This is a genomic window from Erwinia sp. PME.40.26/001, from assembly GCF_055556675.1.
Genome location: NZ_JBVHNP010000001.1, coordinates 1,162,348 through 1,185,642, shown reverse-complemented (window position 1 = coordinate 1,185,642; position 23,295 = coordinate 1,162,348). Strand labels below are relative to the sequence as shown.

The window sequence follows — 23,295 nt, the reverse complement described above, 5'->3', positions numbered from 1 at the left end:
ATGGAATTTTTCCGTTTTTTAATGAGTGACGTGTTATCGGAGCCGTCAATTCTGGTCGGCCTGATCGCGCTGATTGGCCTGGTGGCGCAAAAGAAACCGGCGACGGAAGTGATCAAAGGGACGGTGAAAACCGTCATGGGCTTCCTGATCCTCGGTGCCGGTGCGGGCCTGATTGTGTCATCGCTGGGTGACTTTGCGGCTATCTTCCATCATGCCTTTGGTATTCCTGGCGTTGTGCCGAACAACGAAGCGATTGTGGCGGTGGCGCAGAAGAGCTTTGGCACTGAAATGGCGATGATCATGTTCTTCGCCATGGTTATCAACATTGCGATTGCCCGTTTCACCCCGTGGAAATATATCTTCCTGACCGGTCACCACACGCTGTTTATGTCAATGATGGTGGCGGTGATCCTGGCCACGGCAGGTATGAAGGGTGTTCCGCTGATTGCCGTGGGTTCGCTGGTGGTGGGGGTCTCAATGGTCTTCTTCCCGGCGATTGTTCATCCGTACATGAAGAAGGTCACCGGCTCAGACGACGTCGCCTTCGGCCACTTCTCGGCCATTTCTCAGCTACTTTCCGCCTGGATCGGCAGCAAATTTGGTAACAAAGAGAAATCGACCGAAGATATGGAAGTGCCGAAAAGCCTGCTGTTCCTGCGTGATACGCCGGTGGCCATCGCCTTTACCATGTTCTTCATCTTTATCTTTACCTGCCTGGTCGCGGGCCCGTCAACGGTCAAGGAGATGAATGCCGGGGGTAAAAACTGGTTTATGTTCTCACTGATGCAGTCCATCACCTTTGCGGCCGGTGTTTACATCGTCCTGCAGGGTGTGCGCATGGTGATTGCGGAAATCGTCCCGGCGTTTAAGGGGATCTCTGACCGGCTGGTGCCGAATGCCAAACCGGCGCTCGACTGCCCGGTGGTATTCCCGTATGCCCCGAACGCGGTGCTGGTGGGCTTCCTCAGCAGCTTTGTGGCCGGTGTACTGGGCATGTTCCTGCTGTATGCGCTGAACATGACGGTGATTATTCCGGGCGTGGTGCCACACTTCTTTGTCGGTGCTGCTGCCGGGGTGTTTGGTAATGCTACGGGTGGCCGCCGGGGGGCGATTCTCGGTGCCTTCACCAACGGTCTGCTGATCACCTTTATCCCGGTGTTCCTGCTGCCGGTACTGGGCAGTATTGGCCTGGCGAACACCACCTTTAGTGACTCTGACTTCGGTGCCGTCGGCATCCTGTTAGGCCTGATTGTGCGTTAATCTTCCCGCAAAGCCGGTCATCTGATGACCGGCTTTTTTTCACTCCTCACTGCCGTTCTCGCCTTTCGTCCTTTCAAATGCCCGTAAAAGCACATTCATCGGGATCCTACGTTTTCTCTGGCTGAAACGGTGCGCAAGGCGGCCTGGGAAGAGGATATTTTCTACGCTTTTCGGCAGGGCTCGCAGAAAAATGCCGCCAGAAGCGGAGGGAGGTTACCGATAACAATTCAAATAAAGTTGTGTTTATATCGGAATTTTTTAGTTAAATTAGTGTAAGTACGTTGTAATTATATGTCAGTTAATAATTACGCACTTTAACACTAAGGGATACCAATGCTTAACAAGATAACCGGTATAGTCATCGCAATCGTTGGGATTGCGCTGCTCTATATGGGGACAAAACTGCTGCTGGTCGGCGGAACACCTTTTTATGTGCTGATGGGTCTTGGCCTGTTAGTCACGGCCATCCTGCTGTTGATGAGAAAGAGAATTGCGCTGTCTCTGTACGCTCTTCTGATGTGGGCGGTACTGGCATGGATGATTTATGAAGTCGGTTTCGACAAATGGCAGTGGATCCCCCGTGGTGACATCATCGGGGTCATCGGCCTGTGGCTGGCGCTTCCCTGGGTGGTTCGTCCGCTGTACCCCCAGCAGGGACGCCGCTTTCATCCGTTCCTCGGCACTACGGTTATCCTGATCGTGGCGCTGGTGGTGGGAATGATGTTTTACGATCCGCTGCCGCAGGCAGGCACCATCACCACGCAGCGTCAGAGCAGCGATACTGAGGTGGCGGGCAGGGACTGGACGGCCTACGGTGGCACCAGCAACGGTCTGCGTTTCTCCGACCTGAAGCAGATCACCAAAGACAACGTCAGCCAGCTGGACGTCGCCTGGACGTACCATACTGGTGACGTGCGTGACGCGGCCAAAGATGCCACTGAGTACACCTTTGAAGCGACGCCGCTCAAGGTGAACAACACGGTCTATTTCTGTACCCCGCACAATGAGGTTCATGCGCTGAACCCGGAAACGGGCGCGCTGAAGTGGAAATATCAGCCAGCGAAAGAGGCCTCGTACCTGCAGCAGCATCAGACCTGCCGTGGCGTGAGCTATTATGATGGCAGCAGCGTGCAGGCGGAGGCGACGGCAGCCCAGCCAGCGATATGTCGCAAGCGCATCTACAACGCCAGCAACGATGCCCACCTGATCGCCCTGGATGCGGATACCGGCAAGCTGTGCGCAGACTTTGGCGATAACGGCGTGGTGGATCTGCACGCCAATATGGGCACAGTCCGCCCTCATGCGCTGATGCAGACTGCGGCCCCGCTGGTGGCGGGTAACCTGGTGATTGTTGGCGGCTCGGTGATGGACAACGGCTTCAACAGAGGCAATCCGTCCGGTGTGATCCGCGCGTATGATGCAATAACCGGTAAGCTGGTATGGAACTTCGACCCGGCCAACCCGGAAAATACGCAGCCGATTGCCGCTGACCAGAACTACCCGCAGGATACGCCTGTGGCCTGGGGAACGCTGAGCGCCGACCTGAAAAATGGCCTGGTGTATGTGCCGTTTGGCAATGCCTCGCCGGATGAAGTCGGTATCGGACGTGATGCTAACAGTAACACCGAGAAATTCCGCGATACGCTGGTGGCGCTGGATCTGCAAACCGGCCGTTTTAAATGGCGCTTCCAGTCATCAAAAAATGACCTGTGGGACCGGGATAATCCGTCGCAGCCTTCGCTGCTGGATATCGACTATCAGGGCCAGAAACAGCCGGTGGTGATCCTGCCGACCAAAACCGGCAACCTGTTTGTGCTGAACCGTCTTACCGGGCAGGCCGTCTATCCGGTTAACCAGGTGGACGTCTCTACGCAGGGTATCAGCGGTGAGCAATACGCCCCGACGCAGCCGGTCTCCGCGCTGAACTTTATCCCGGCACCGCTGACCGAAAAAGCGATGTGGGGGCTGACCCCGTTTGACCAGATGGCCTGCCGCATCGACTTTAAGTCACTGCGTTATGACGGCAATCCGTGGACGCCAGCAACGGAAGCCGGGTCGATTATCTTCCCGGGTAACATTGGCGTGTTCAACTGGGGCTCGGTGGCGGTCGACCCTGAGCGTCAGATCCTCATCGCCTCGCCGGTGCGTCTGGCGTACAAATATAATCTGATCAAACGCACCCCGGCCAATGCGGATCAGCGCCTGTTCACCAAAGACGGTACGCCGTACTGGAATGAGAACTTTGACGGGGATTACGCGATCCACATTCAGCAGCTCTCCTCCAGCCTGGGCATTCCGTGCATTGCACCGCCGTGGGGTCGGATGGTTGGCGTGGATCTGAAAACCGGTAAAACCGAGTGGCTGCGCCGCGTGGGCACCACGAAGAACCTCAACACCAGTTTCCTGCCGGGACGCTTCCCGATAGGCTTCCCGATGGGGATGGTGGCACACGGTGGTCCGTTAACCACAGCGGGTGACGTGGTGTTCCACGGTGCAACGGCAGATAACTTCTTCCGCGCCTACGATGTCAGCACCGGTGAGCTGCTGTGGCAGACTGAACTGCCTGCGGGTGGCCAGGCAACGCCAGCCACCTACATGGGCAGTGATAACAAACAGTACGTGGTGATTGCTGCGGGGGGACACGGTTCACTCGGAACCAAAGCGGGTGATGCCGTGGTGGCTTACCGTCTGAAGTAAACGTTGTTTCACGCGGGCTGACCGAAACATCCGGCCAGCCTGAACCTGAAGGGCCGATCTTATTTTTCGATCGGCCCTTATCTTTTCAGTCAACAAGACAGATGCGGCAGGTATTCGCGCTGCCAACCTGCCCGACGCTGTCACCCTGCGACAGCACGACCAGATCCCCCGAATTCAGATAGCCTGCCTCACGCAGCACGGCAATAGCGTCCTGCGCCGACTGCACCCCTTCTGCATGACCGTTAAACAACACCGGCGTCACGCCACGGTACATCGCGGTAAGATTCAGCGTGGCCTGATGGCGGGAGAGGGCGAAGATCGGCAGAGGCGAGGTGATACGTGACATCATCCTTGCCGTGCGTCCGGATTCGGTCATGGCAATCACCGCTTTAACGCCGGTCAGGTGGTTAGCGGCGTACATGGCGGACATCGCCGTCATCTCTTCGATATTGCTGAACTCAACCTCCAGACGGTGTTTAGAGGTTGTCGTGCCGGGCACCCGTTCTGCCCCCAGGCAGACGTTATGCATGGCGGTTACCGCCTCTACCGGGAAGCTGCCTGCGGCGCTTTCCGCTGAGAGCATAACGGCATCGGTGCCGTCGAGAACGGCGTTCGCCACGTCCATGACTTCTGCACGGGTGGGCATCGGATTGGTGATCATCGACTCCATCATCTGGGTGGCGGTGATCACCACGCGGTTAAGCTGACGGGAGCGGGCAATCAGGCGTTTCTGCACCGCGACCAGTGCGGCATCGCCGATTTCAACGCCCAGATCGCCGCGCGCCACCATAATCACGTCCGAGGCGAGGATCATATCGTCCATGCTTTCCTCGCTGGCGACCACTTCGGCGCGTTCCACTTTCGCCACAATCAGCGCCTTACAGCCCGCTTCCCGCGCCAGCCGACGGGTGAGGCGAAGATCTTCCCCGCTGCGTGGAAACGACACGGCCAGATAGTCGACGTTCATTCTGGCGGCAGTGAGAATATCGGCTTTGTCCTTTTCGGTCAGGGCATCGGCGGACAGACCACCGCCCAGCTTATTCACCCCTTTGTTATTGGACAGCACCCCGCCGACGGTAATCTCGGTGTAAATTTCGTTACCCGCCACGCGCTGCACGCGCAGCTGAATGCGGCCGTCGTCCAGCAGTAAGATATCGCCGGGCACCACGTCGCCCGGCAGGGATTTATAGTCGATGCCGACGCGCTGGTTATCACCCAGGCCTCTCTCCAGCAGCGCATCGAGGATAAACACCTCGCCCACCGTCAGCATCGCCTTACCTTCTTTAAAGGTAGACACGCGGATCTTGGGTCCCTGAAGGTCGCCTAAAATCGCCACCTGGCGGCCAAGTCGGTGGGCGACATCGCGGACCTGCTGTGCGCGGGCAATATGGTCGTCGGCGGAGCCGTGGGAGAAATTCAGCCTGACGACGTTGGCCCCGGCCCGGATTATTTTTTCGAGGTTATTATCCCGATCGGTCGCGGGGCCCAGGGTGGCAACAATTTTCGTGCGTCGTAATACTTCAGACATGATCACATCCTTGGTTAAATTACATGTTAACGCCCCGGGCCACTGACGCATCAGTGCAGGCGGGGTGTGAAGTCAGATAGCAGCGGTTTTTTTAAGTAAACGGCCAATGTTTTCGCAGGTGCGCTCCATATTTTGCCTCCCTTCCTGCAACAGAGAGTGAATATCCGCCGCGTGCGGAATAATACCGAAAATGGCATCAATACCCGTGTCATAGAGTGACGCCACATCATCGCCAATACTGCCTGCCACGGCAATCACCGGCACATTATGCTGGCTGGCTATCCGGGCCACGCCGTAAGGCGTTTTGCCAAAACGGGTCTGGCTGTCAATGCGGCCCTCACCGGTGAAGCAAAAATCGGCACCGGCCATTTTGTCGCTCAGGCCACTGTACTCAACAACGATGTCAATTCCTTTGCGCAGCGTGCAGGGAGTAAACGCCATCAGCCCGGCACCCAGGCCACCAGCGGCCCCTGCGCCGGGCAGGGTGGCCACGTCCTTAGCCAACTGCTGCAACACCATTGCCGCGTAGTGTGCCAGGTTGCGGTCCAGCAGGGCGACCATCTCCGGGGTGGCTCCTTTTTGCGGCCCGAAGACGGCGGATGCGCCTTCAGGGCCGCACAGCGGGCTGGTCACGTCGCAGGCAACCTGTATATCGACACCGGCCAGCCTGCTGTCCAGCCCCGTGATATCAATGTGATGCAGCGCGCCCAGCGCGCCTCCCCCCGCCGGTAGCCGGTTGCCCTGGCGATCGAAAAAGCCGACACCCAGCGCCTCCGCCATGCCCGCGCCGCCGTCGTTGGTGGCGCTGCCGCCCAGCCCGAGAATGATTTTTTTAATGCCGCGATCGAGGCAGGCCAAGATCAGTTCACCGGTCCCCCGGCTGGTGGTCAGCAGCGGATTGCGGGTGTGCTGATCCACATAGTGAATGCCGCTGGCGGAGGCCATCTCAATCACCGCGGTATCACCGCTGCCCATGATGCCGAAGCAGGCGGTGACGGGGGTTCCGAGCGGGCCGGTCACCGACAAAGAAATCAGCTGCCCGCCGGTGGCATCAATCAGCGACTGGGTGGTGCCTTCACCGCCGTCTGCCATGGGAACGTGAAGATAGCGGGCATCAGGAAAGACGCGTTTGAGTCCGGTTTCCATCGCGATGCAGACCTGCTTTGCGGTCATGCTCTCTTTAAAGGAGTCAGGGGCTAATACAAAGGTCTTTTTCATCCGGGAGCCTTATTTTAATCTGCAAATCGTGGGGAGGATGATGACCAGCGTCATACGTTGCCGCAGGAATGTCAATAAACGCGCCGGTCAGGGTAACGGCGGCGGGGAAGGTGGGCGTCAGGCGGCACCCGCGAGGGTGCCTGCCAGAACAGAAAAGAGAATAAATTACAGGGAAAGAGAAAAGTGTTTATTCAGCTGTAAGCGGCCTTTTGCCGTCAGCGTCACCACCCGATAGCCGGGTGCTCGCGTCAGCCAGCCCTGTTTTTCGCCGTGCTGAAACAGTGCGGCCCCCACGTAGCCGCCCACGTGAAAGCATCGCTCACTCCAGTCCAGACAGGCGCAGCAGTTTTTACGCCGCGTGGCCGCCTCTGGTGGGATCCCCATGTCCGCCAGTTTCAGTCTGCCGGCGGCGGTCAGCGTCGCGCCATCACCGGTCAGCCACTGTTCCCTGAGCATGGCATCATAAATCTGTACCGCCACTTCTCCCGCCAGATGGTCGTAACAGGTCCGGGCAAAACGCATATCAAGTGGGGTACGGGATACCGGGCCGGGGACGCGCCGCCATGAGACTCCCATCATGGTTTCAATCAGCTGCGCAATATCACTGCCCGCCAGCCGGTAGTAGCGGTGCCGCCCCTGGGACAGGCAGACGATCAGCTGACTCTGTACCAGCCGCGCCAGGTGGGCGCTGGCGGTGGACGAGGCGACACCGGCCACCGCGCTTAACTCAGTAGCCGTCCACGCCCGTCCGTCCATTAAGGCACAGAGCATTTTGACCCGGGATGTCTCGGCCAGGGCCGCCGCCACGGCGACCATAGCCGACTCCAGCAGCGGTTCATCATCGGTGACTACCGTCAGTTTCTGCATATTTACTCTGCTGTTACGGCCCAGGGTCGGGTCACGCGTTCGGCGACGGCGGGGTTATCCGTCACCAGGATTAACTGATTAGCATGATCGCTGTACTGTGTGAAAACAGAGACCCCGGCCCCGGCCAGCGCGGCGGCAATCTCGCCCAGTTCCCCCGGGCGAAGCTGCGGCAGCTTGCGGATCAGCGGCTGGCAGACATTCTCTACCTGAAATCCCGCCGCCTCAAGCACCTGACGCGCGCGCGGGCCTTCTTCCACCAGAAAATGTGCATGGCTGACCTCGCCGGCGCTGAACACACCACCGCCTTCCAGCCCGATGCCGTTACGCCCCAGCAGGCCAGCCAGGGCGGCGAGGGCCCCGGGAGTATTGGGTAACAGGATATGGAGATCAAACATGCTGTAGTCCTTGCGTATCAGAGGCGTAGTCGCGCACAACCTGAGCAATGCGGATACGGTAATAAGAGAAGATCGACTCGCGACCTTCACGCTGTGCGGCCTGGTGGAAGATATTCTGTTTCCAGGCCAGTACGGCGGCTTCATCCCGCCACCAGGACAGTGACAGGATCCTGTCTTCGCAGGCCAGACTGCGAAAACGCTCGATGGCAATAAACCCGTCAATCTCATCCAGCAGCGGTTTCAGTTCTGCGGCCAGATGCAGGTAACGTGTTTGCCCGTCAGGGCTTATTTCGGCTTCAAAAAGGACGGCGATCATCAGTACGCTCTCTGTCAGGGTGAGCCACCAGATTACGCAATAAAAACAGCAATACTTCGGCCTCTGGCGAAGTATGAACGGCGGGGCAGACGCAGCGCTATCGCGGGGACAGCGCTGCGAAGAGGGGATTACAGCCGGGCAATATCCAGCAGGTCGTCTTTGGCACCCGGCGCTACGGCCAGCACTGGCGCTCCGCGCAGCAGGTGGTCACCCTCGGTGTTGAATGGGTGCGTCCAGCCGCCAGCCTCACTGACCAGGCAGTAACCCGCCAGGCAGTCCCAGGCGTGCATATAAGGTTCGTAATAGCCGACCAGACGTCCGGCAGCCACATAAGCCAGCATCATCGCTCCTGAACCGTTACGGAAAAAATTACCGCCGACGGCGATAATCCCGGCGGCAATTTCACCCACCCGCTCCGGGGTGACATAGCTGTTGGCACCAAAGCCGGTGACATGGTTCTGCATGGTACGCGCCGGGTCCACGCGCAGCGGCCTGCCGTTGAGCGTTGCGCCCTGGCCACGGGCAGCGACAAAGCACTCCTGCTGACACGGAGCCATAATCACCCCAATCACCGGCTCACCGCCGGCGATCACCGCAATCGATACGCACCAGTTCGGCATGCCGTTAACAAACGGGCTGGTGCCGTCAATCGGGTCCACCACCCAGGTGAAACCCGACTGACCCGCCTTTAAGCCGAACTCTTCACCGAGAAAACCGTCTTCCGGGAAGGCGGCGGCAATCTGTCCGCTGATCAGCTGCTCAACGTCGCGATCGGCAATCGACACCACATCCTGGGCATCGCGTTTTGTTTCAATCACCAGCTGGTCGCGGCGGTTAAAAAAGTCCAGCGCTTTAGCGCCAGCCTCGCGTGCCACCCGTTCGGCCAGCGCCAGGCGGCGGGAAATATCGTCACTCATATGCAGTCCTTATTAAAGAGGGATCACTGGGCAATCAGCGCCAGACCCTGAGGTTTGAAATCCACGGCGACACCGGTGCCCGGTGCCAGCTGGCCTTCCATCTGTACATCGATAATAAACAGTGCGCCCAGCGCGGTCTGAACTTCATATTCAATATGATCCCCCAGCCAGGTGCTGTGGGTGACTTCGCCGTTAAGCGCCCCGGTCGGATCGGTACGCAGCGTAATAAACTGCGGCCGCACCGACAGCTGCGCCGATCCGGGGCGGGCGTGAGCACCGGGAACGCGGTACTCGCGGTTGCCCAGAGCCACCACGGCTTCATTGCCTTCTATCCGGCGAATATCGCAGGGCAGGATATTGGCTTCGCCCATAAAATCAGCGATAAACACCGAGGCGGGCGACTGATACAGCTCCTGGGGCGCACCCTGTTGGGCAATATGCCCCTCTTTCATGACAATTATCTTATCGGAAACCGCCAGTGCCTCTTCCTGATCGTGGGTAACGTACACCGCCGTAAAGCCCAGGCGCTGCTGCAGGTCGCGGATCTCGGTGCGCACGCGGCGGCGCAGGCGTTCATCCAGGTTAGAAAGCGGTTCGTCCAGCAGCAGCACCTGCGGCTCCAGCACCAGCGCACGCGCCACGGCGATACGCTGCTGCTGGCCACCCGACAGCTCCGCCGGTAAGCGCTGGCCCATGCTCTCCAGCCCGACCAGCTTCAGCCCTTCACGGGCGCGATCCTGCGCCTCTTTTTTGGACAGCCCGCCGGACAGCAGGCCGTACATCACGTTATCCAGCGCGTTCATGTGCGGGAAGAGGGCATAAGACTGAAACACCATTGCCACGTCGCGCTCGTTGGCGGGCAGATGGGTGACATCTTTGCCGCCAATCAGAATCCGCCCGGAGGTAGGGTGCTCCAGCCCGGCCAGCAGGCGCAGCGTGGTGGTTTTGCCGCAGCCGCTGGGCCCGAGCAGCGTCACCAGCGTACCCGGCTCCACGGTCATTGACAGGCCGGGCAGGGCGTTAAAATCGGCAAACTGTTTGGTGACATTGTCAAATACCACCGAGCCTGAGCGAATGGTCGTCATACGGCACTCTCCTGATGTAAAGCCGGGGGCGTGGCCACCGGGGCTGCAGCAATGCGGGTGGCGCGGCGCAGGCGGCGTTCACCGACCAGCAGCTGGAAAGTGATAATCACCGCCAGCATCACCACAATAAGAACGGAGGAGTAGGCAATAGCCACGCCGTACTCTCCGTTTTCGACCAGGCCTACGATGTACGAGGTGGCCATGTTGTACTGCGCGCTGACAAGGAAAATCACTGCGCTGATGGAGGTGATCGCGCGGACGAAGGCATACACCAGCGCGGCGCTGATCGCCGGTTTCAGCAGCGGCAGGATCACCTTGCGCAGCGTACGGAAGCTGCTGGCCCCCAGCGTCAGCGAGGCTTCATCCAGGCTGCGGTCGAGCTGGCTCATGGCGGCAATCCCCCCGCGCACGCCCACCGGCATGTTACGGAAGACAAAGCACGCCACAAGGATCAGCGCCGTCCCGGTGATCTCCAGCGGCGGCAGGTTGTAGGCCATGATGTAGCTGACGCCAATGACCGTGCCGGGAATGGCAAAACTCAGCATCAGCATAAACTCGAAGGTCTGACGTCCGGCAAACTTCTGCCGTACGATCAGCCAGGCAGTCAGCAGGCCAACGATGGCGGTGAGCGGGGCGGCAATCAGGGCGATTTCCATTGTGGTCCAGAACGAGTTCCAGGCCACACCGGTCCAGACGATTTGCCCTTCGCCCCAGTGGAAGCCAAAGGCCCGGGCGTAGTGCGCCAGCGTCAGGCTGCTGTCCAGGCCCCACGACTGCACAAAGCCGCCAATCAGGATCATGCCGTAGATCACCAGGGTAAACAGGCCCCACGGGATCACCAGCGCATAGACGCCATAGCGCAGGGCGCGCGGCAGCCCGCAGTGCTGGCCGGAGTCCCCTTTGCCGGTGACGGTGGCAAAGTTTTTACCCGACAGCCACAGGCGCTGGAGAATAAAGGCGCTGAGGGTGAAGCACAGCAGGATCATTGCCAGCACCGCCGCCCGGCTCGGGTCGTTCTGCGCCCCGACCACCGAGAAGAAGATCTCCGTCGACAGTACGCCGTGGCTGCCGCCCAGCACCATCGGATTGCCGAAGTCGGCCATACTCTCGATAAAGCTGATCAGGAACGCATTGGCCAGCCCCGGGGCCATCAGCGGCAGGGACACATAGCGGAAGGTGCGCCAGCGGTTAGCGCGCAGCGTCTGGGAAGCTTCTTCCAGCGACGGGCTGACGCCCTCGACCACGCCAATCAGCACCAGGAAGGCGATGGGCGTAAACGACAGCACCTGGGCTATCCAGATGCCGGTCAGCCCGTACAGCCAGCGACCCGGTTCGATGCCAAACAGCGTTGCCAGCAGCTCGGTGACCACGCCAGCGCGACCGAACAGCAGCATCAGCGCGAGGCCAATAACAAACGGTGGCGTAATAATGGGCAGCACGGTCAGCATGCGCAGCGCTTTTTTAAACGGTAGCGGCGTGCGGGTAGCCGCCAGTGCAAAGGCCAGACCGAGCAGCGTAGAGCCTCCGGCGGTCATCAGCGCCAGCCACAGCGTGCGCCAGGCGGTGCCACAGCCGCCGCTGCCGGTCAGGCAGCCGAGGCTCCATATCGCCGGATCCTGAATACTGGCGATCATCCCGTCCGGTTTAAAGGAACCGTCCACGTCCTGTACCGAGGCGACAAACATGCTCAGTACCGGGTACAGCACGAAGGTGGTCACCAGCGCCACCAGCAGCACGATGGCTGCCACCACAAAGGCGTCACCGCGCAGCACGCCGCGCTCTGCCAGCGCAAACGAGAACAGCAGCAAAAAGGTGGTCAGCAGCAGAATCGCTCCGGCACCAAAGGCAGGCTGCCCGTCGCTGAGTGCGCCAAACAGCTGTTCGCTCCACAGCCAGTTCCAGCCGGTATAGCCGATAGCATGGCCTTCAAACAGCAGGAACAGGACGCCAGCGGTCGCGGCCCCCATGATCAGCCCGCTGCGCTTATTGCCGACGGGCAGCAGGCGACCCAGCCCGGCGGTCAGCAGCATCAGTACGGCGACAGCCAGCCACGGACGCTGGAACAGCGCAATCTGCCACAGGGCCGGTGCGCTGTCGCGATCCGTCCAGAGCGTTGTCACCCAGTTAAAATCGAAAAAACCGGCTTCCAGGCTGTACCAGGGCAACAGCAGGATGGCAAATGCGCCCAGCGCTAAAGCCCCGTTCAGGCGGCGGTTTTGAGCATTCATCATAACCTCGATCGTTCATTGCTCTGCCTCCCGCCAGGGCGGGAGGGGGAGGGGGCGGGATTATTGTGCGCTGGCACCGATCTCTTTATCCCAGCGGCTGAGCAGGGCTTTGCGTTTAGCCGAGTCGCCATAGGTTTTAAAGTCGTAGTCGATCAGTTTGATGTTTTCGAAGCGCGGGGCATATTCAGAGATGGCCGCATTTTTATTCGACGGAAGCTGGAAGGATTTGGCGTCTTTCATATGGGACTGCGCGTCAGCACTCAGCGCCCAGTCGTACCACACTTTGGCGGTCTTCAGGTTCCGCGCGCCTTTCACGATTGACATCGAGCCGATCTCATAGCCGGTGCCTTCGCATGGCGCGACGGCTTTGATCGGGAAGCCATCCACCTGCATGGCGACGGCATCATGCATAAAAACGATGCCGATGGTGGTTTCGCCGCGTGCGGCTGCTTTCACCGGAGCCGAGCCGGATTTCGTGTACTGGGAGATATTGGCGTTGAGTTTTTTCAGATAGTCGAAGGCTTTCTCTTCGCCCATGATCTGCACCAGCGTGGCCAGCGTGTTGTAGGCCGTACCGGAGGAGTTCGGATTAGCCATCTGGATCTCCCCTTTCCACGACGGGTCCAGCAGGTCGGCCCAGCATGCCGGGGCTTTGTGTTTTTTCTCTGCGACCAGTTTGGTGTTGTAACCCCAGCCCAGCGCCCCGGCATACACGCCGACGGTACGGTACTGCGCGCTTTCCGCCTGCTTACGCGCCCAGTCCTGCTGCTGGTCGAGCAGCGGGGACTGATAGGCCTGAGTGAGGCCTTCATCGGCGGCCTGCATATGCGGGTCACCCGTGCCTGCCCACCAGATATCGGTGCGCGGGTTGCGGGCTTCGGTACGGATACGGGCGTAGGCTTCCCCTGCGGAGAGGCGCACCATACTCACTTTGATATCCGGGTGCTGTTTCTCGAACAGGTTGGTCATCTGTTCACAGACAACCACATCGGCGGAGCAGATCATATTCAGCTTTTCTGCGGCCTGAGCCGGCAGGGCGGTGAGCGCAGAGCCGGCGGCGATGACCGCCATCAGAGTGACGCGAGGCATGGTGTTCTCCTTAGGTGTAGGGTCGGCGATACGTTGTCGCCGGTTTTAATGTGCATACGTTTTGCACGTGTGTGCAATTAATTAATGGTTAATAATTACCCTGTCAATCGTGCCGTAACGCAATTCAGTCACTGCGTCACAAAAATGAAACAATTACACAACATAAATAATTGCACAGCCGTGCAAAGTGCGACAGACTCACAGCAGGTCAACCCTGCGGACAACGTAAAACCATGGAAAAAGCAGCAGTCAGTGCGAAAGACGTCGCCGAGCGGGCGGGGGTATCCCGTTCGGCGGTCTCACGAACCTTTACACCGGGAGCCAGCGTATCGGCAGCCACGCGTAAAAGGGTGATGCAGGCGGCGGAAGCTCTGGGCTATCACGTTAACCATCTGGCGCGAGGTCTGGTGAGTAACCGCAGCGGTATCGTCTGCCTGATTGTCTCGGATCTGGCGACCCCGTATCGTGCCAGCCTGGTACGGCTGGTCACCCAGCACCTGCAGGAAGCCGGGAAAATCGCCATGCTCATCAACACTGACCGCTCCGATGACAGCGTGTCTCAGGCGTTGCAGCAGGCGATTAACTTCCGTGCAGACGCTTCGTTTGTGCTCTCCGGGATGCCGGAAAGCGCTATTGCACGCCTGTGTCATAAGCACGGGCAGCGCCTGGTGCTGATAAACCGTGACGATGTCCTGCCGGGATCACTGAGCATCAATCTTGATAACGGAGAGGCAGCCAGCCGGGTGGTGATGGCCTTTGCCCGGGCGGGCTGCCAGCACGTGGCGTTTGCCAACTCGCTGGCAGGAACGCCCAGCCTGATGGCGCGTGAAAACGGATTTATCCAGGCCGCCGTTGCTGCGGGTATGAAGGTGAGCGTGGAGCGCTTCGGTACGACCTCTTATGAGAGCGGGCAGATCCTCGCACATCGTCTGCTGACCCGCCGCGACCGCCCGGAGGCCGTATTCTGCGTCACCGATCTGCTGGCGTGCGGCTTTATGGATGAGGCGCGTCACCGCTTCTCGCTGCGTATTCCCGACGATCTCTGCGTGGCGGGTTACGATGACATTCCCCAGGCGGCCTGGTCCTCCTATCATCTGACCACCTTTACGCAGCCGGTCGAACAGTTTGCCCGCGACTCGGTCGCCTGGCTGGTGAGTGAGGAGCAGCGTGAAGACAGCCAACCCCCCGTGCTGGGGCAGGAGATGCCCGGTGAAACGCGGATGTATCACGCGGACTTTATCTGGCGCGGGACGATACGCGGCGGATAACCCGTACAACAATGGGCAACCCTTTGCCAGCCCTATTTGCCCACGCGTTACGGGTATCAGTGCAGTAAGGCGGGAAGGGAAAAAGTTACTGTATCAGCAAATCCCCACTCCAGGCCGGTATCATTGTCTACTATCTTTACCGCCCGCAGCGGTGGCTGACGTCAGCGCCCGCCAGACGACGGCGATGGAGTGGGGTTTTCATCTTGCCATGTTCTGTGCCGGCGTTGCCTGTCTGGCATCAATGTCGCGTGACAGCGCATAGTGCGTACCCGATGAGCGACTGTGGCGTGTAAGCTGATACTTTCATTCGCTGGCATCAGCCAGAAACAGATCAATCAGGAGAAGATGATGAAAGCAGTAGTGATTAATACCCCCTTTAATCTCGACAGCGTGACGCTCACCGAACTCAAGGATCCGGGGCAGCCGGGTAAAGGGGAGATCAGAGTGGCAATTAAAGCCAGCTCGCTCAATTTCCATGACCTGATGGTGGCCACAGGCGGCATGGCCGTTGACGATGGCCGTATCCTGCTGTCTGACGGTGCCGGTATTGTTGAGGCGGTAGGCGAAGGCGTAACGGAGTTCCGCGTGGGTGATGCCGTGGTTTCCACCTTCTTCCCGGTATGGGCGGCAGGTAAAGCGACCCCGGCCGTGGGCGGATTTGCCCATACGCCTGGCGATGGCGTCGATGGCCTGGCCTGTGAAAGTGTCGTGCGCGCGGAAAGCGCCTTTACCCACGCGCCGGCAGGCTGGTCGCACGTGGAAGCCGCCACCATCACCACCTCCGGCCTGACCGCGTGGCGGGCATTAGTGGTTAATGGCCGCTTAAAAGCGGGTGAAACGGTACTGGTGCAGGGCACCGGCGGTGTTTCCATTGCCGCGCTGCAGCTGGCCAAAGCGATGGGTGCGCGGGTGATTGCCACCTCGTCCTCTGATGAGAAACTGGCGAGAGTGCGCGAACTGGGCGCAGATGACACCATTAACTACCGCACGACGCCAGAGTGGGGCGACAAAGTCCTTGAGCTGACCGGCGGCATCGGTGTTGATCACGTGGTTGAAGTGGGCGGCCCCGCCACGCTGAATGAATCCCTGAAAGCGGTGAAGGTTGGCGGCCATATTGCCGTGATCGGCGTGTTGTCCGGCACGGATGCGGCATTGTCCGTCTTCAGCGTGCTGGCAAAACAGGTGCGCATTGAGGGGCTGATCGTCGGCAGCCGCCAGGATCAGATCGACTATGTCAATGCGCTGGCGCTGATGGCGCAGAAACCGGTCATCGACAACGTCTTCAGCTATGACCGCTTAGGCGAGGCGTTTGCCCATCTGCAAAGCGGCAAACACCTGGGTAAGGTGTGCGTGAGCTGGTGATTGTTGCTGGTTAAATTCCGAGGCCCGCTCCAAAAAAATGAGCGGGCTGTTTAATGTCAGGCACGGTATATCGCTAACCTGCAAGCCCCTGTTTGCCCGCTCTTATCCTCGCAATAAAATTATCCGTGATGACATCCTCACCGCAGGCATTCCAGGCGACGCCAATCTGCCAGCTTATCGACTTGCCAGTTAACGGAATAATATTTAACCCCAGAGGCGCAATGTGAATAACGCTTTGTGGCAATAGCGCAACGCCAATACCGGCAATCACCAGGGCGACGATGGTATGAATATCCTCAGCCAGCTGAGTGGCAGAGGCAAGCAGCCCGTTGTCCTGCATATAGCGATCAATCTGGGTATTCAGACCGCGGCCGCGTTCCGTGCGCAGCCGCAGCAGAGGCCACTTTTTCAAACAGTCAGCCACGCTGACCGACGAGGTATCCGCCGCGACCAGCACCAGACGGTCAGTAAACAGCGGCAGATAATCCAGCGGTGCAGCAGGGGGCACCCGAACAAATCCCACCTGGAGTTCGTTGTTTTGCAGCTGCGCATACTGCTGCGCGGAGGGCAGGTCGGTTAACGTGACCTCCACACCGGGAAAATGCCGGCGAAATTCGGCCAGATACTGTGGGGCCAGGTAAAAACTGGAGAGTCCGAATCCCACCGCCAGAGTGCCCTCGTGGCCTTTTGCCACCTGTCCGGCATGGTGCAGGAAGGATCGCGTCTGCCCGAGCACCTTCTGCGCCTCCGGCAGCAGGCGACGACCGCCGGACGTCAGCGCCGTACCGTGCCGTCCGCGTGAAAAAAGAGCGACGTTGAGCTGTGATTCCAGCAGGTTTATCTGTTTGGTTAATGCCGGTTGCGAGATAAACAGGGCCCGCGCGGCTTCGGCATAGTTTCCTTTTTCTGCCAGCATCACGAAGGCGTTCAGCAACCGAAGATTCATTAGGACATTCCAGAAAGTTATCAGAATTGAAAATAGTTTGATTATACCGTTATCAACCAGCCTGCTGTAATGTATTTCCGATCACTTCTGGAGTTTCATCATGTCAGAGAGAACCCCCCTCAAGGCCGCCACCGTACAGTTTCAGCATCAGGCCGGAAATAAGCAGTACAACCTGCTGGTCATGGAGAAGTTTATTCAGCAGGCCGCCCTGCAACAGGTAAAGATTCTGACCTTCCCGGAAATGTGTATCACCGGTTACTGGCATGTGCCCCGGCTCTCCGCCAGTGAGGTGTCTGCGCTGGCTGAACCGGTGAACAACAGCCCCTCGCTGGCGCTGATCCGTGCGCTGGCGATAAAACATCAGATGCTGATCGGTGCCGGGCTGATCGAACGTGCCGATGACGGGCGTCTTTATAACGCCTATGTGGCCTGTATGCCCGACGGTTCAGTGCATACGCACCGCAAGCTTCACGCTTTTGAGCACCCGGCCATCAGCAGCGGCGACAGATTCACCGTGTTTGATACCCCCTGGGGCGTGAAAGTGGGGATCCTCATCTGCTGGGATAATAACCTCGTTGAGAACGTGCGCGCCACGGCGCTGCTCGGTGCCGATATTCTGCTTGCCCCGCACCAGACCGGGGGAACACAGTCGCGCAGTCCCTGTGCCATGAAGCCGATCCCGCTGGAGCTCTGGGCGCAACGGGCGACGCGCAAAGAGGAAATCACGGCGGCATTTAAAGGGGCCAGCGGCCGGGAATGGCTGATGCGCTGGTTACCCGCCCGCGCCCATGACAACGGGCTGTTTGTGTTATTCAGTAACGGCGTGGGCGCAGACCAGGACGAAGTGCGCACCGGCAATGCGATGATCCTTGATCCCTATGGCCGGATGGTGGCAGAAACCTGGGCGGCAGAGGATGCGATGGTCAGTGCCGAACTCGATTTAACCCTGCTGGCGATGAGTACGGGCCGGCGGTGGATCCACGGCCGTCGCCCGGACTTATACCAGATACTGACCGAACCGCAGGGCTATGAGCGCGACGCGATCAGCGCCAGATTCTCAACGGATATCCCCCGCCGGCAGGATCGGTAACGGCCCGGTCGCCGGGCCAGCCCTTCATCCCCCGTGCGAGAGGGGCAGATCATCAGTGATGAAAGGCTGGCAGGGGGGAACTGTCGCCCGTTAACCCGGGATCATGGCCGGTTTTCAGCCATGATCCCGGTGAGGTTATGCGGCTGGTAACAGGCTTCGAGAAAGTGAATCTCGTCCTCACTCAGCTTCAGGTGAACCGCCTTAACCGCACCGTCAACGTGGTGTCGGCGGGTGGCACCGACTACCGGTGACGTCACACGGGTCAGTAACCAGGCCAGCGACACTTCGGTCATCGACACGCCCCGGCGCGAAGCCAGCTCACTGACACGGTTGATGATCGCCTGGTCCGCGTCGGCAGTACTGTCGTATTTGCCTTTTGCGTAGCTGTCCTCACGGGAACGCCGGGTCTGCGGGTCTGCTGCCCGTGACAGCCTGCCGCTGGCCAGGGCGCTGTAGGGCGTCATGGCAATGTTATCTTCCGCGCATAACCCGGCCAGCTCCCGCTCGTCTTCGCGCATGATCAGGTTGTAGTGGCTCTGCACCGACACAAACGGCGTCAGGGCTTCCTGCCGCGCAAGGGCATTGGCTTTGGCCAGCTGCCAGGCAAAGCAGTTGGAAAGGCCTATCGCACGGACTTTACCGGCGGTCACGGCCTGATGCAGCGCTTGCAGAATCTCCAGGATCGGCGTGTGGTAATCCCACCTGTGGCAGATATAGAGGTCAATGTAATCCATACCCAGGTTCTGCAGGCTCTGCGTCAGTGAGAGGGTAATGGCCTCTTTAGCCGTCACTCCCGCTGCCATTTGCTGCGCGGTACGCGGCAGAAATTTCGTCGCCAGCACCACCTCATCCCGTTTTGCCATATCGCGTAATGCCCTGCCAACATAGCGCTCACTGGAGCCGTTCTGATAGGCAAGGGCGGTATCAAAAAAATTGATACCGTTTTCCAGCCCGTAGCGGATGATGTCGCGGCTTTCCGCTTCGTCCAGCGTCCAGCTGTGTGGTCCGGTGGTCGGGTCGCCAAAGCCCATGCAGCCCATGCAGATGCGTGAAACGTTCAGGTCGCTGTTGCCGAGGGGGGTGTACTGCATGCTGCCTCCTTGAGGGGGTTATTTTCTGGCCAGCTGCCGGGCCAGTTTCCTGATCCCGTCAACGATCTCCGCCGGTGTATGTGCGGCAAAGCCGAACAGGATCGCCTGCTTTTCCGGCCGCGTCTGGCAGTAGCGTGAAAGGGGTTGCGCGCCCAAACCCGCCTGACGACAGTGCGCAATAATAACCGAACCGTCAAGGTGCTCCGCCAGCCAGCAGACAAGATGAATGCCGGAATCGGCGGGTTCTACGCTGAGGATGTCGGGAAGATACCGGTGGATGGCCTCCGCCATGACCCTCTGGCGCTCCTGGCAGGCTTTCCTCACCCGCCTGACGTGGCGGGCATAGTGCCCCTCAGCGATAAAAGTGGCGAGGAGGGTTTGATCCTGATAAGCCGTCCGCGTGTCCGCATAGTACTTCGCGATTTTAAAGGGTTCCACCAGATGTTCAGGCACCACCAGGAAACCCAGATGAAACCCCGGGAACATCATTTTTGAGAAGGTTCCGGCGTAGATCACCCGCTGGTGCTGATCCAGCCCCTGCAGCGCCTGAATCGGCTGGGCGGCATAGCGGAATTCACTGTTGTAATCATCCTCGAAGATCCACGCATCACGCTCTGCAGCCCACTCCAGCAGTGCCATTCTCCGGGACAGACTCAGGGTTCCGCCCAGCGGAAACTGATGGGAAGGAGAGGTGAAGATCATTTTCGCCCCGGGCCACTGCCGGATACCGCTGGCGATGTCCATTCCCTGTTTATCCCCGTTCACCGGGCGGATGACCGCACCCGTGGAGGTAAACGCCCCCCGGGCACCGTCGTATCCCGGTTCATCGAGCCAGACTTCATCCCCCTTCTGTAACAGCACCTGCGCGGCCAGATTCATCGCCTGCTGGGTTCCACTGACGATCAGGATCTGCTCCTCTGTGCAGTTCAGGCCCCGAGTGGTGCGGACATAGTCGCAGATAGCCTGTCTCAGCGGTCGGTACCCCATCACTTCATTGTGCCTGCCGTCCAGCTGACGATACTGCCGCCAGAGGCGGCCGGACAGCCGCCCCCACAGCGCGTAGGGAAATAAGTCCGTGCAGCCGATACCAATATTAAACGTCAGGTTTTGCCCGGAGTGGGGCAGCGTGGCGTCCCACAGCTGCTTCATCACCTGCGTCTGCGGATTCAGCCGGGGGCGGCTTTTTTCCCGCGTTGCCTGGGGGGAGGGGGCCACAGCGGCGGTGTGGATCATCTCATCAGGAATGACCGGGGCAACAAAGGTGCCCGCGCCCTGTCGGGTTGTCAGATAGCCCTCATCGCAGAGGCGTTCCAGACCCGACAGTACGGAGTTCCTTGAAATGGCCATCATTTCAGAAAACGTTCTGCTGGAGGGCAGCTTCCGCCCGGCTTTAAGCTCCCCGGTCAGGATCATCTCTTTAATCACCTGATAGAACTGTTCTTTAATTTTCCCTTTTTTAAGCAGCAGGCCCGGGAAGCTGGCAACGTTCTTTTCTGGGCGCAAAGTGGATCCATAAAATTTCAATAAAGTGTATCTTACAGGATACCACTGTGCGCGTTACTCTTGCATCTTCTTAACGATGAGGAGAATATAAATGATTGATAAAATGAGAGAAAGTGCAGAAGTTGCTGTCATGCCTGTTCAACAGAAAGATTACGCACAGTGGCTGCCACACTGGCTGAGTTATCAGGCTTTCTACGAAGTTCAGTTATCTGAAGACGCTACGGCCGCCGCCTGGCAGCGTTTTTTTGACGCTGACAGCCCCATTTTTTGTGCGGTTGCCCGGGAGGGGGAAACCGTTATCGGGTTTGCTCACTACCTGTTTCATCCCTCCACCTGGGCGGTCAGTGAGTACTGCTATCTTGAAGACCTGTTTGTTGCCCCCCACTGTCGCGGCAGAGAGACGGGAAAACAGCTGATTGAATATGTTCAGCAACAGGCCCGTGCGCGGCAGTGCGACAGGCTGTACTGGCACACCCAGGAAAAGAACGCCACGGCCCAGCGGCTGTACGATCGGGTGGCCGAGAAACCTGGCGTGATCCAGTACAGAATGCCGCTGTAAGGCGACGTATCCGTCGCGTCGTTTTCTCCATAATCAGATCGGGGCGGTCAGGGGAGGACGGAGAGCAGATGGCGCAGGCCGTTTTGCCCGCCTGCCGGGATTGCTTTACCCGTCGCGGGCTAATGGGTAAGCTCAGGCAGGTTGTCTTTCCCTGCCGACGCTGAAAGGATATCTGTCGCTATGCCCGTCAATTTTGATCTCAACGATCTCTACGCCTTCCGCGCACTGGTTGAATACGGTAATTTTCGGCTTGCAGCCGAGTCCATCTGCCTGTCTCAGTCGGCACTGAGCCGCAGGATTGAGAAGCTGGAGTCTGCGCTGGGCATCCGGCTGTTCGACAGAACCACCCGGCGCGTGACGCTGACCCTTTACGGGCAGACCTTCGCGGCGCGTTCCGACCAGCTGCTGTTTAATGTTGAGTCGCTATTAGGGGATATCACTAAGGTCAGTCAGGAACGCGTCGGGCTGGTTACCGTCGCCACGGTGCCCTCGGCGGCGTACTATTTTATGCCTGATGTGATCCGCCGTTTTCAGGCCCGCTACCCGCAGGTACGCGTCAGGATTATTGATAGCAGCGCAGGGAATGTTATCGAAGCCGTTGCCAGCGGTGAGGCGGACTTCGGCCTCTGTTTTGCGCGCAGTCTGCAATCCAATATCGAATTTCTGCCGCTGGTGGGGGATGTCTACGTGGCGGCCTGTCGGCGCGATGGTCCCATCGCCAGCAGAAAAAGCCTGACGTGGCGGGAATTCTATCAGCAGGACTATGTGGGGCTGGATAAGACCTCCGGCAACCGTAACCTGCTCGATCAGATGCTGGAACACATCATCCCTGAGCGCCCCAGTATCTGCGAAACCCGTCATGTCACCACCATGCTGGGCATGGTTGAAGCGGGGGTCGGTATTGCCGCCGTCCCGGCGATGTCGATGCCCTCGTCAGAATATTCGGTCCTGACATCCGTACCGCTGACTGACCCGGTGGTCAGGCGGACGGTGGGGCTGATCAGGCGCAGCGGACGGATGCAGTCTTACCTTGCTGCCGAACTGGAAAAGCTGATCACGGAACAGTATCACGCGGCGTAACAGGGTGTTCAGCGCTGACCGTGACCATGCCGCTGGCCTGTATAACGTTTTGTGCCGAAGCCGAAGATAAAAAAGCCAGTAGCGCTTTGCCTTCCCGGGGGTGATCTGCTTTCGCGGTGACCGCACCGGCAAAGCGGGTCACGTACTGCAGATCTGCCGGCAGTTTGCCAATAAAGGTGACCCCCGCAACGGGGAGCAGCTCACTGACCTGCTGGAAACCGAGCGTATATTTCCCTCTGGCCACTTCGGACGCCACCGGAATGCGCTCAATCATCTGCGCTTTGTGCTTCATTTCGTCTTCAATACCCAGTTTTTTAAACAGCTGGCCGCTGACATAGCGGCCGCTGGCGCTGTCTGAATACGCTACCGATCTGGCCTGCAACAGGGTATGACGCAGTGCCGCCGCGTTGTTAATATCAGGTTCAGGGTCCCCCTGTCTGACGACCATGCCAACCGGTGAGTCAGCCAGCTCCACGCGGGAACCAGGTTGCAGCCGGTTACCCTGTGCCAGATGAGTCAGCGCGTCACCGACCATGATCACCACGTCGGCCTTTTCTCCCCGCGCCAGCCGCGACGGGATCGCCTGTGGGCTGTTCCCCATTGAGGGGCCGGGAACCAGCCTGATCGTGTCACCGCTGCTGGCTTCATACTGCGGGGCCAGTTTTTCCAGGGCCGCTTTAAAGCCCCCTGAAATCATCACGGTCACTTCTTCGGCCGGTACGCGCTGGCTGACGGAAAACAGCAGCAGCGTAGCCGGGAGTAAACAATAAAATTTTTGCATGATAGCGTCCCTGTT

At 59.1% G+C, this 23,295-nt stretch carries 20 protein-coding genes; 7 read left to right on the top strand and 13 right to left on the bottom strand.

Features of this window, described 5'->3' with window-relative positions; translation table 11 throughout:
- Complete coding sequence (locus ACZ3HG_RS05780) at positions 1 to 1,260, top strand: PTS ascorbate transporter subunit IIC (protein WP_062742734.1); 1,260 nt, start codon at positions 1 to 3, stop codon at positions 1,258 to 1,260.
- A gap of 333 nt (positions 1,261 to 1,593) precedes the next feature.
- Positions 1,594 to 3,957 carry a membrane-bound PQQ-dependent dehydrogenase, glucose/quinate/shikimate family gene (locus tag ACZ3HG_RS05775; protein ID WP_191932808.1) on the top strand — a complete coding sequence of 788 codons (2,364 nt, stop codon included), beginning with the start codon at positions 1,594 to 1,596 and terminating at the stop codon, positions 3,955 to 3,957.
- Between the two features lie 85 nt (positions 3,958 to 4,042).
- Here ACZ3HG_RS05775 and pyk read toward each other — a convergent pair whose 3' ends face one another.
- The 9 genes from pyk to ACZ3HG_RS05730 all read right to left on the bottom strand — a co-directional run bounded on the left by pyk (position 4,043) and on the right by ACZ3HG_RS05730 (position 13,600).
- Positions 4,043 to 5,485 carry a pyruvate kinase gene (gene pyk, locus ACZ3HG_RS05770; protein ID WP_191932807.1) on the bottom strand — a complete coding sequence of 481 codons (1,443 nt, stop codon included), beginning with the start codon at positions 5,483 to 5,485 and terminating at the stop codon, positions 4,043 to 4,045.
- A 72-nt stretch (positions 5,486 to 5,557) separates the two neighbouring features.
- Positions 5,558 to 6,703, bottom strand: a complete 1,146-nt coding sequence (locus ACZ3HG_RS05765; RefSeq protein ID WP_465332215.1) for a glycerate kinase family protein — start codon at positions 6,701 to 6,703, stop codon at positions 5,558 to 5,560.
- A 165-nt stretch (positions 6,704 to 6,868) separates the two neighbouring features.
- A complete protein-coding gene (locus ACZ3HG_RS05760; protein WP_465332213.1) occupies positions 6,869 to 7,570 on the bottom strand; it encodes an ArsR/SmtB family transcription factor in 702 nt (233 codons plus the stop codon).
- 2 nt (positions 7,571 to 7,572) lie between these two features.
- Complete coding sequence (locus ACZ3HG_RS05755) at positions 7,573 to 7,965, bottom strand: amino acid-binding protein (RefSeq protein WP_465332211.1); 393 nt, start codon at positions 7,963 to 7,965, stop codon at positions 7,573 to 7,575.
- Positions 7,958 to 8,281, bottom strand: a complete 324-nt coding sequence (locus tag ACZ3HG_RS05750; RefSeq protein WP_191932803.1) for an antibiotic biosynthesis monooxygenase family protein — start codon at positions 8,279 to 8,281, stop codon at positions 7,958 to 7,960. Before ACZ3HG_RS05750 ends, ACZ3HG_RS05755 begins: the two co-directional genes overlap by 8 nt.
- Before the next feature lie 128 nt (positions 8,282 to 8,409).
- Complete coding sequence (locus ACZ3HG_RS05745; RefSeq protein WP_191932802.1) at positions 8,410 to 9,198, bottom strand: inositol monophosphatase family protein; 789 nt, start codon at positions 9,196 to 9,198, stop codon at positions 8,410 to 8,412.
- A 23-nt stretch (positions 9,199 to 9,221) separates the two neighbouring features.
- Positions 9,222 to 10,283, bottom strand: a complete 1,062-nt coding sequence (locus ACZ3HG_RS05740; protein WP_062742724.1) for an ABC transporter ATP-binding protein — start codon at positions 10,281 to 10,283, stop codon at positions 9,222 to 9,224.
- Positions 10,280 to 12,511 (bottom strand): ABC transporter permease, encoded by a 2,232-nt coding sequence (locus ACZ3HG_RS05735; RefSeq protein WP_465332583.1) that lies wholly within the window; start codon positions 12,509 to 12,511, stop codon positions 10,280 to 10,282. The genes ACZ3HG_RS05740 and ACZ3HG_RS05735 overlap by 4 nt, the downstream gene beginning before the upstream one ends.
- A gap of 60 nt (positions 12,512 to 12,571) precedes the next feature.
- Complete coding sequence (locus tag ACZ3HG_RS05730) at positions 12,572 to 13,600, bottom strand: ABC transporter substrate-binding protein (protein ID WP_191936531.1); 1,029 nt, start codon at positions 13,598 to 13,600, stop codon at positions 12,572 to 12,574.
- Between the two features lie 233 nt (positions 13,601 to 13,833).
- On the opposite strand from ACZ3HG_RS05730, the gene ACZ3HG_RS05725 reads away from it, so the two are divergent.
- Both ACZ3HG_RS05725 and ACZ3HG_RS05720 read left to right on the top strand, forming a co-directional pair.
- Positions 13,834 to 14,868, top strand: coding sequence for a LacI family DNA-binding transcriptional regulator (locus tag ACZ3HG_RS05725; RefSeq protein ID WP_191936530.1), 1,035 nt, complete (start codon positions 13,834 to 13,836; stop codon positions 14,866 to 14,868).
- Positions 14,869 to 15,216: 348 nt separating this feature from the next.
- On the top strand, positions 15,217 to 16,230 hold the full coding sequence (locus ACZ3HG_RS05720) for a zinc-dependent alcohol dehydrogenase family protein (RefSeq protein WP_191933121.1): 1,014 nt from the start codon (positions 15,217 to 15,219) through the stop codon (positions 16,228 to 16,230).
- A 73-nt stretch (positions 16,231 to 16,303) separates the two neighbouring features.
- On the opposite strand, the gene ACZ3HG_RS05715 is transcribed toward ACZ3HG_RS05720, so the two are convergent.
- Positions 16,304 to 17,176 (bottom strand): LysR family transcriptional regulator, encoded by an 873-nt coding sequence (locus ACZ3HG_RS05715; protein WP_465332208.1) that lies wholly within the window; start codon positions 17,174 to 17,176, stop codon positions 16,304 to 16,306.
- A 100-nt stretch (positions 17,177 to 17,276) separates the two neighbouring features.
- On the opposite strand from ACZ3HG_RS05715, the gene ACZ3HG_RS05710 reads away from it, so the two are divergent.
- Positions 17,277 to 18,266, top strand: a complete 990-nt coding sequence (locus ACZ3HG_RS05710) for a nitrilase family protein (protein WP_191932798.1) — start codon at positions 17,277 to 17,279, stop codon at positions 18,264 to 18,266.
- Positions 18,267 to 18,367: 101 nt separating this feature from the next.
- On the opposite strand, the gene ACZ3HG_RS05705 is transcribed toward ACZ3HG_RS05710, so the two are convergent.
- Both ACZ3HG_RS05705 and pdxR read right to left on the bottom strand, forming a co-directional pair.
- Positions 18,368 to 19,357: an aldo/keto reductase gene (locus tag ACZ3HG_RS05705; RefSeq protein ID WP_465332206.1), complete on the bottom strand. Its 990-nt coding sequence runs from the start codon at positions 19,355 to 19,357 to the stop codon at positions 18,368 to 18,370.
- 18 nt (positions 19,358 to 19,375) lie between these two features.
- Positions 19,376 to 20,860, bottom strand: coding sequence for a MocR-like pyridoxine biosynthesis transcription factor PdxR (gene pdxR, locus ACZ3HG_RS05700; RefSeq protein WP_465332204.1), 1,485 nt, complete (start codon positions 20,858 to 20,860; stop codon positions 19,376 to 19,378).
- Positions 20,861 to 20,951: 91 nt separating this feature from the next.
- Between pdxR and ACZ3HG_RS05695 the strand changes: the two genes are divergently transcribed.
- Positions 20,952 to 21,419, top strand: coding sequence for a GNAT family N-acetyltransferase (locus tag ACZ3HG_RS05695; protein ID WP_191932796.1), 468 nt, complete (start codon positions 20,952 to 20,954; stop codon positions 21,417 to 21,419).
- 180 nt (positions 21,420 to 21,599) lie between these two features.
- Positions 21,600 to 22,499 (top strand): L-proline-binding transcription factor PsrA, encoded by a 900-nt coding sequence (gene psrA / locus ACZ3HG_RS05690; protein ID WP_465332202.1) that lies wholly within the window; start codon positions 21,600 to 21,602, stop codon positions 22,497 to 22,499.
- Here psrA and ACZ3HG_RS05685 read toward each other — a convergent pair.
- A complete protein-coding gene (locus tag ACZ3HG_RS05685) occupies positions 22,474 to 23,280 on the bottom strand; it encodes a substrate-binding domain-containing protein (RefSeq protein WP_465332200.1) in 807 nt (268 codons plus the stop codon). The two genes, psrA and ACZ3HG_RS05685, sit on opposite strands and share 26 nt — an antisense overlap.
- Between the last annotated feature and the right edge of the window lie 15 nt (positions 23,281 to 23,295).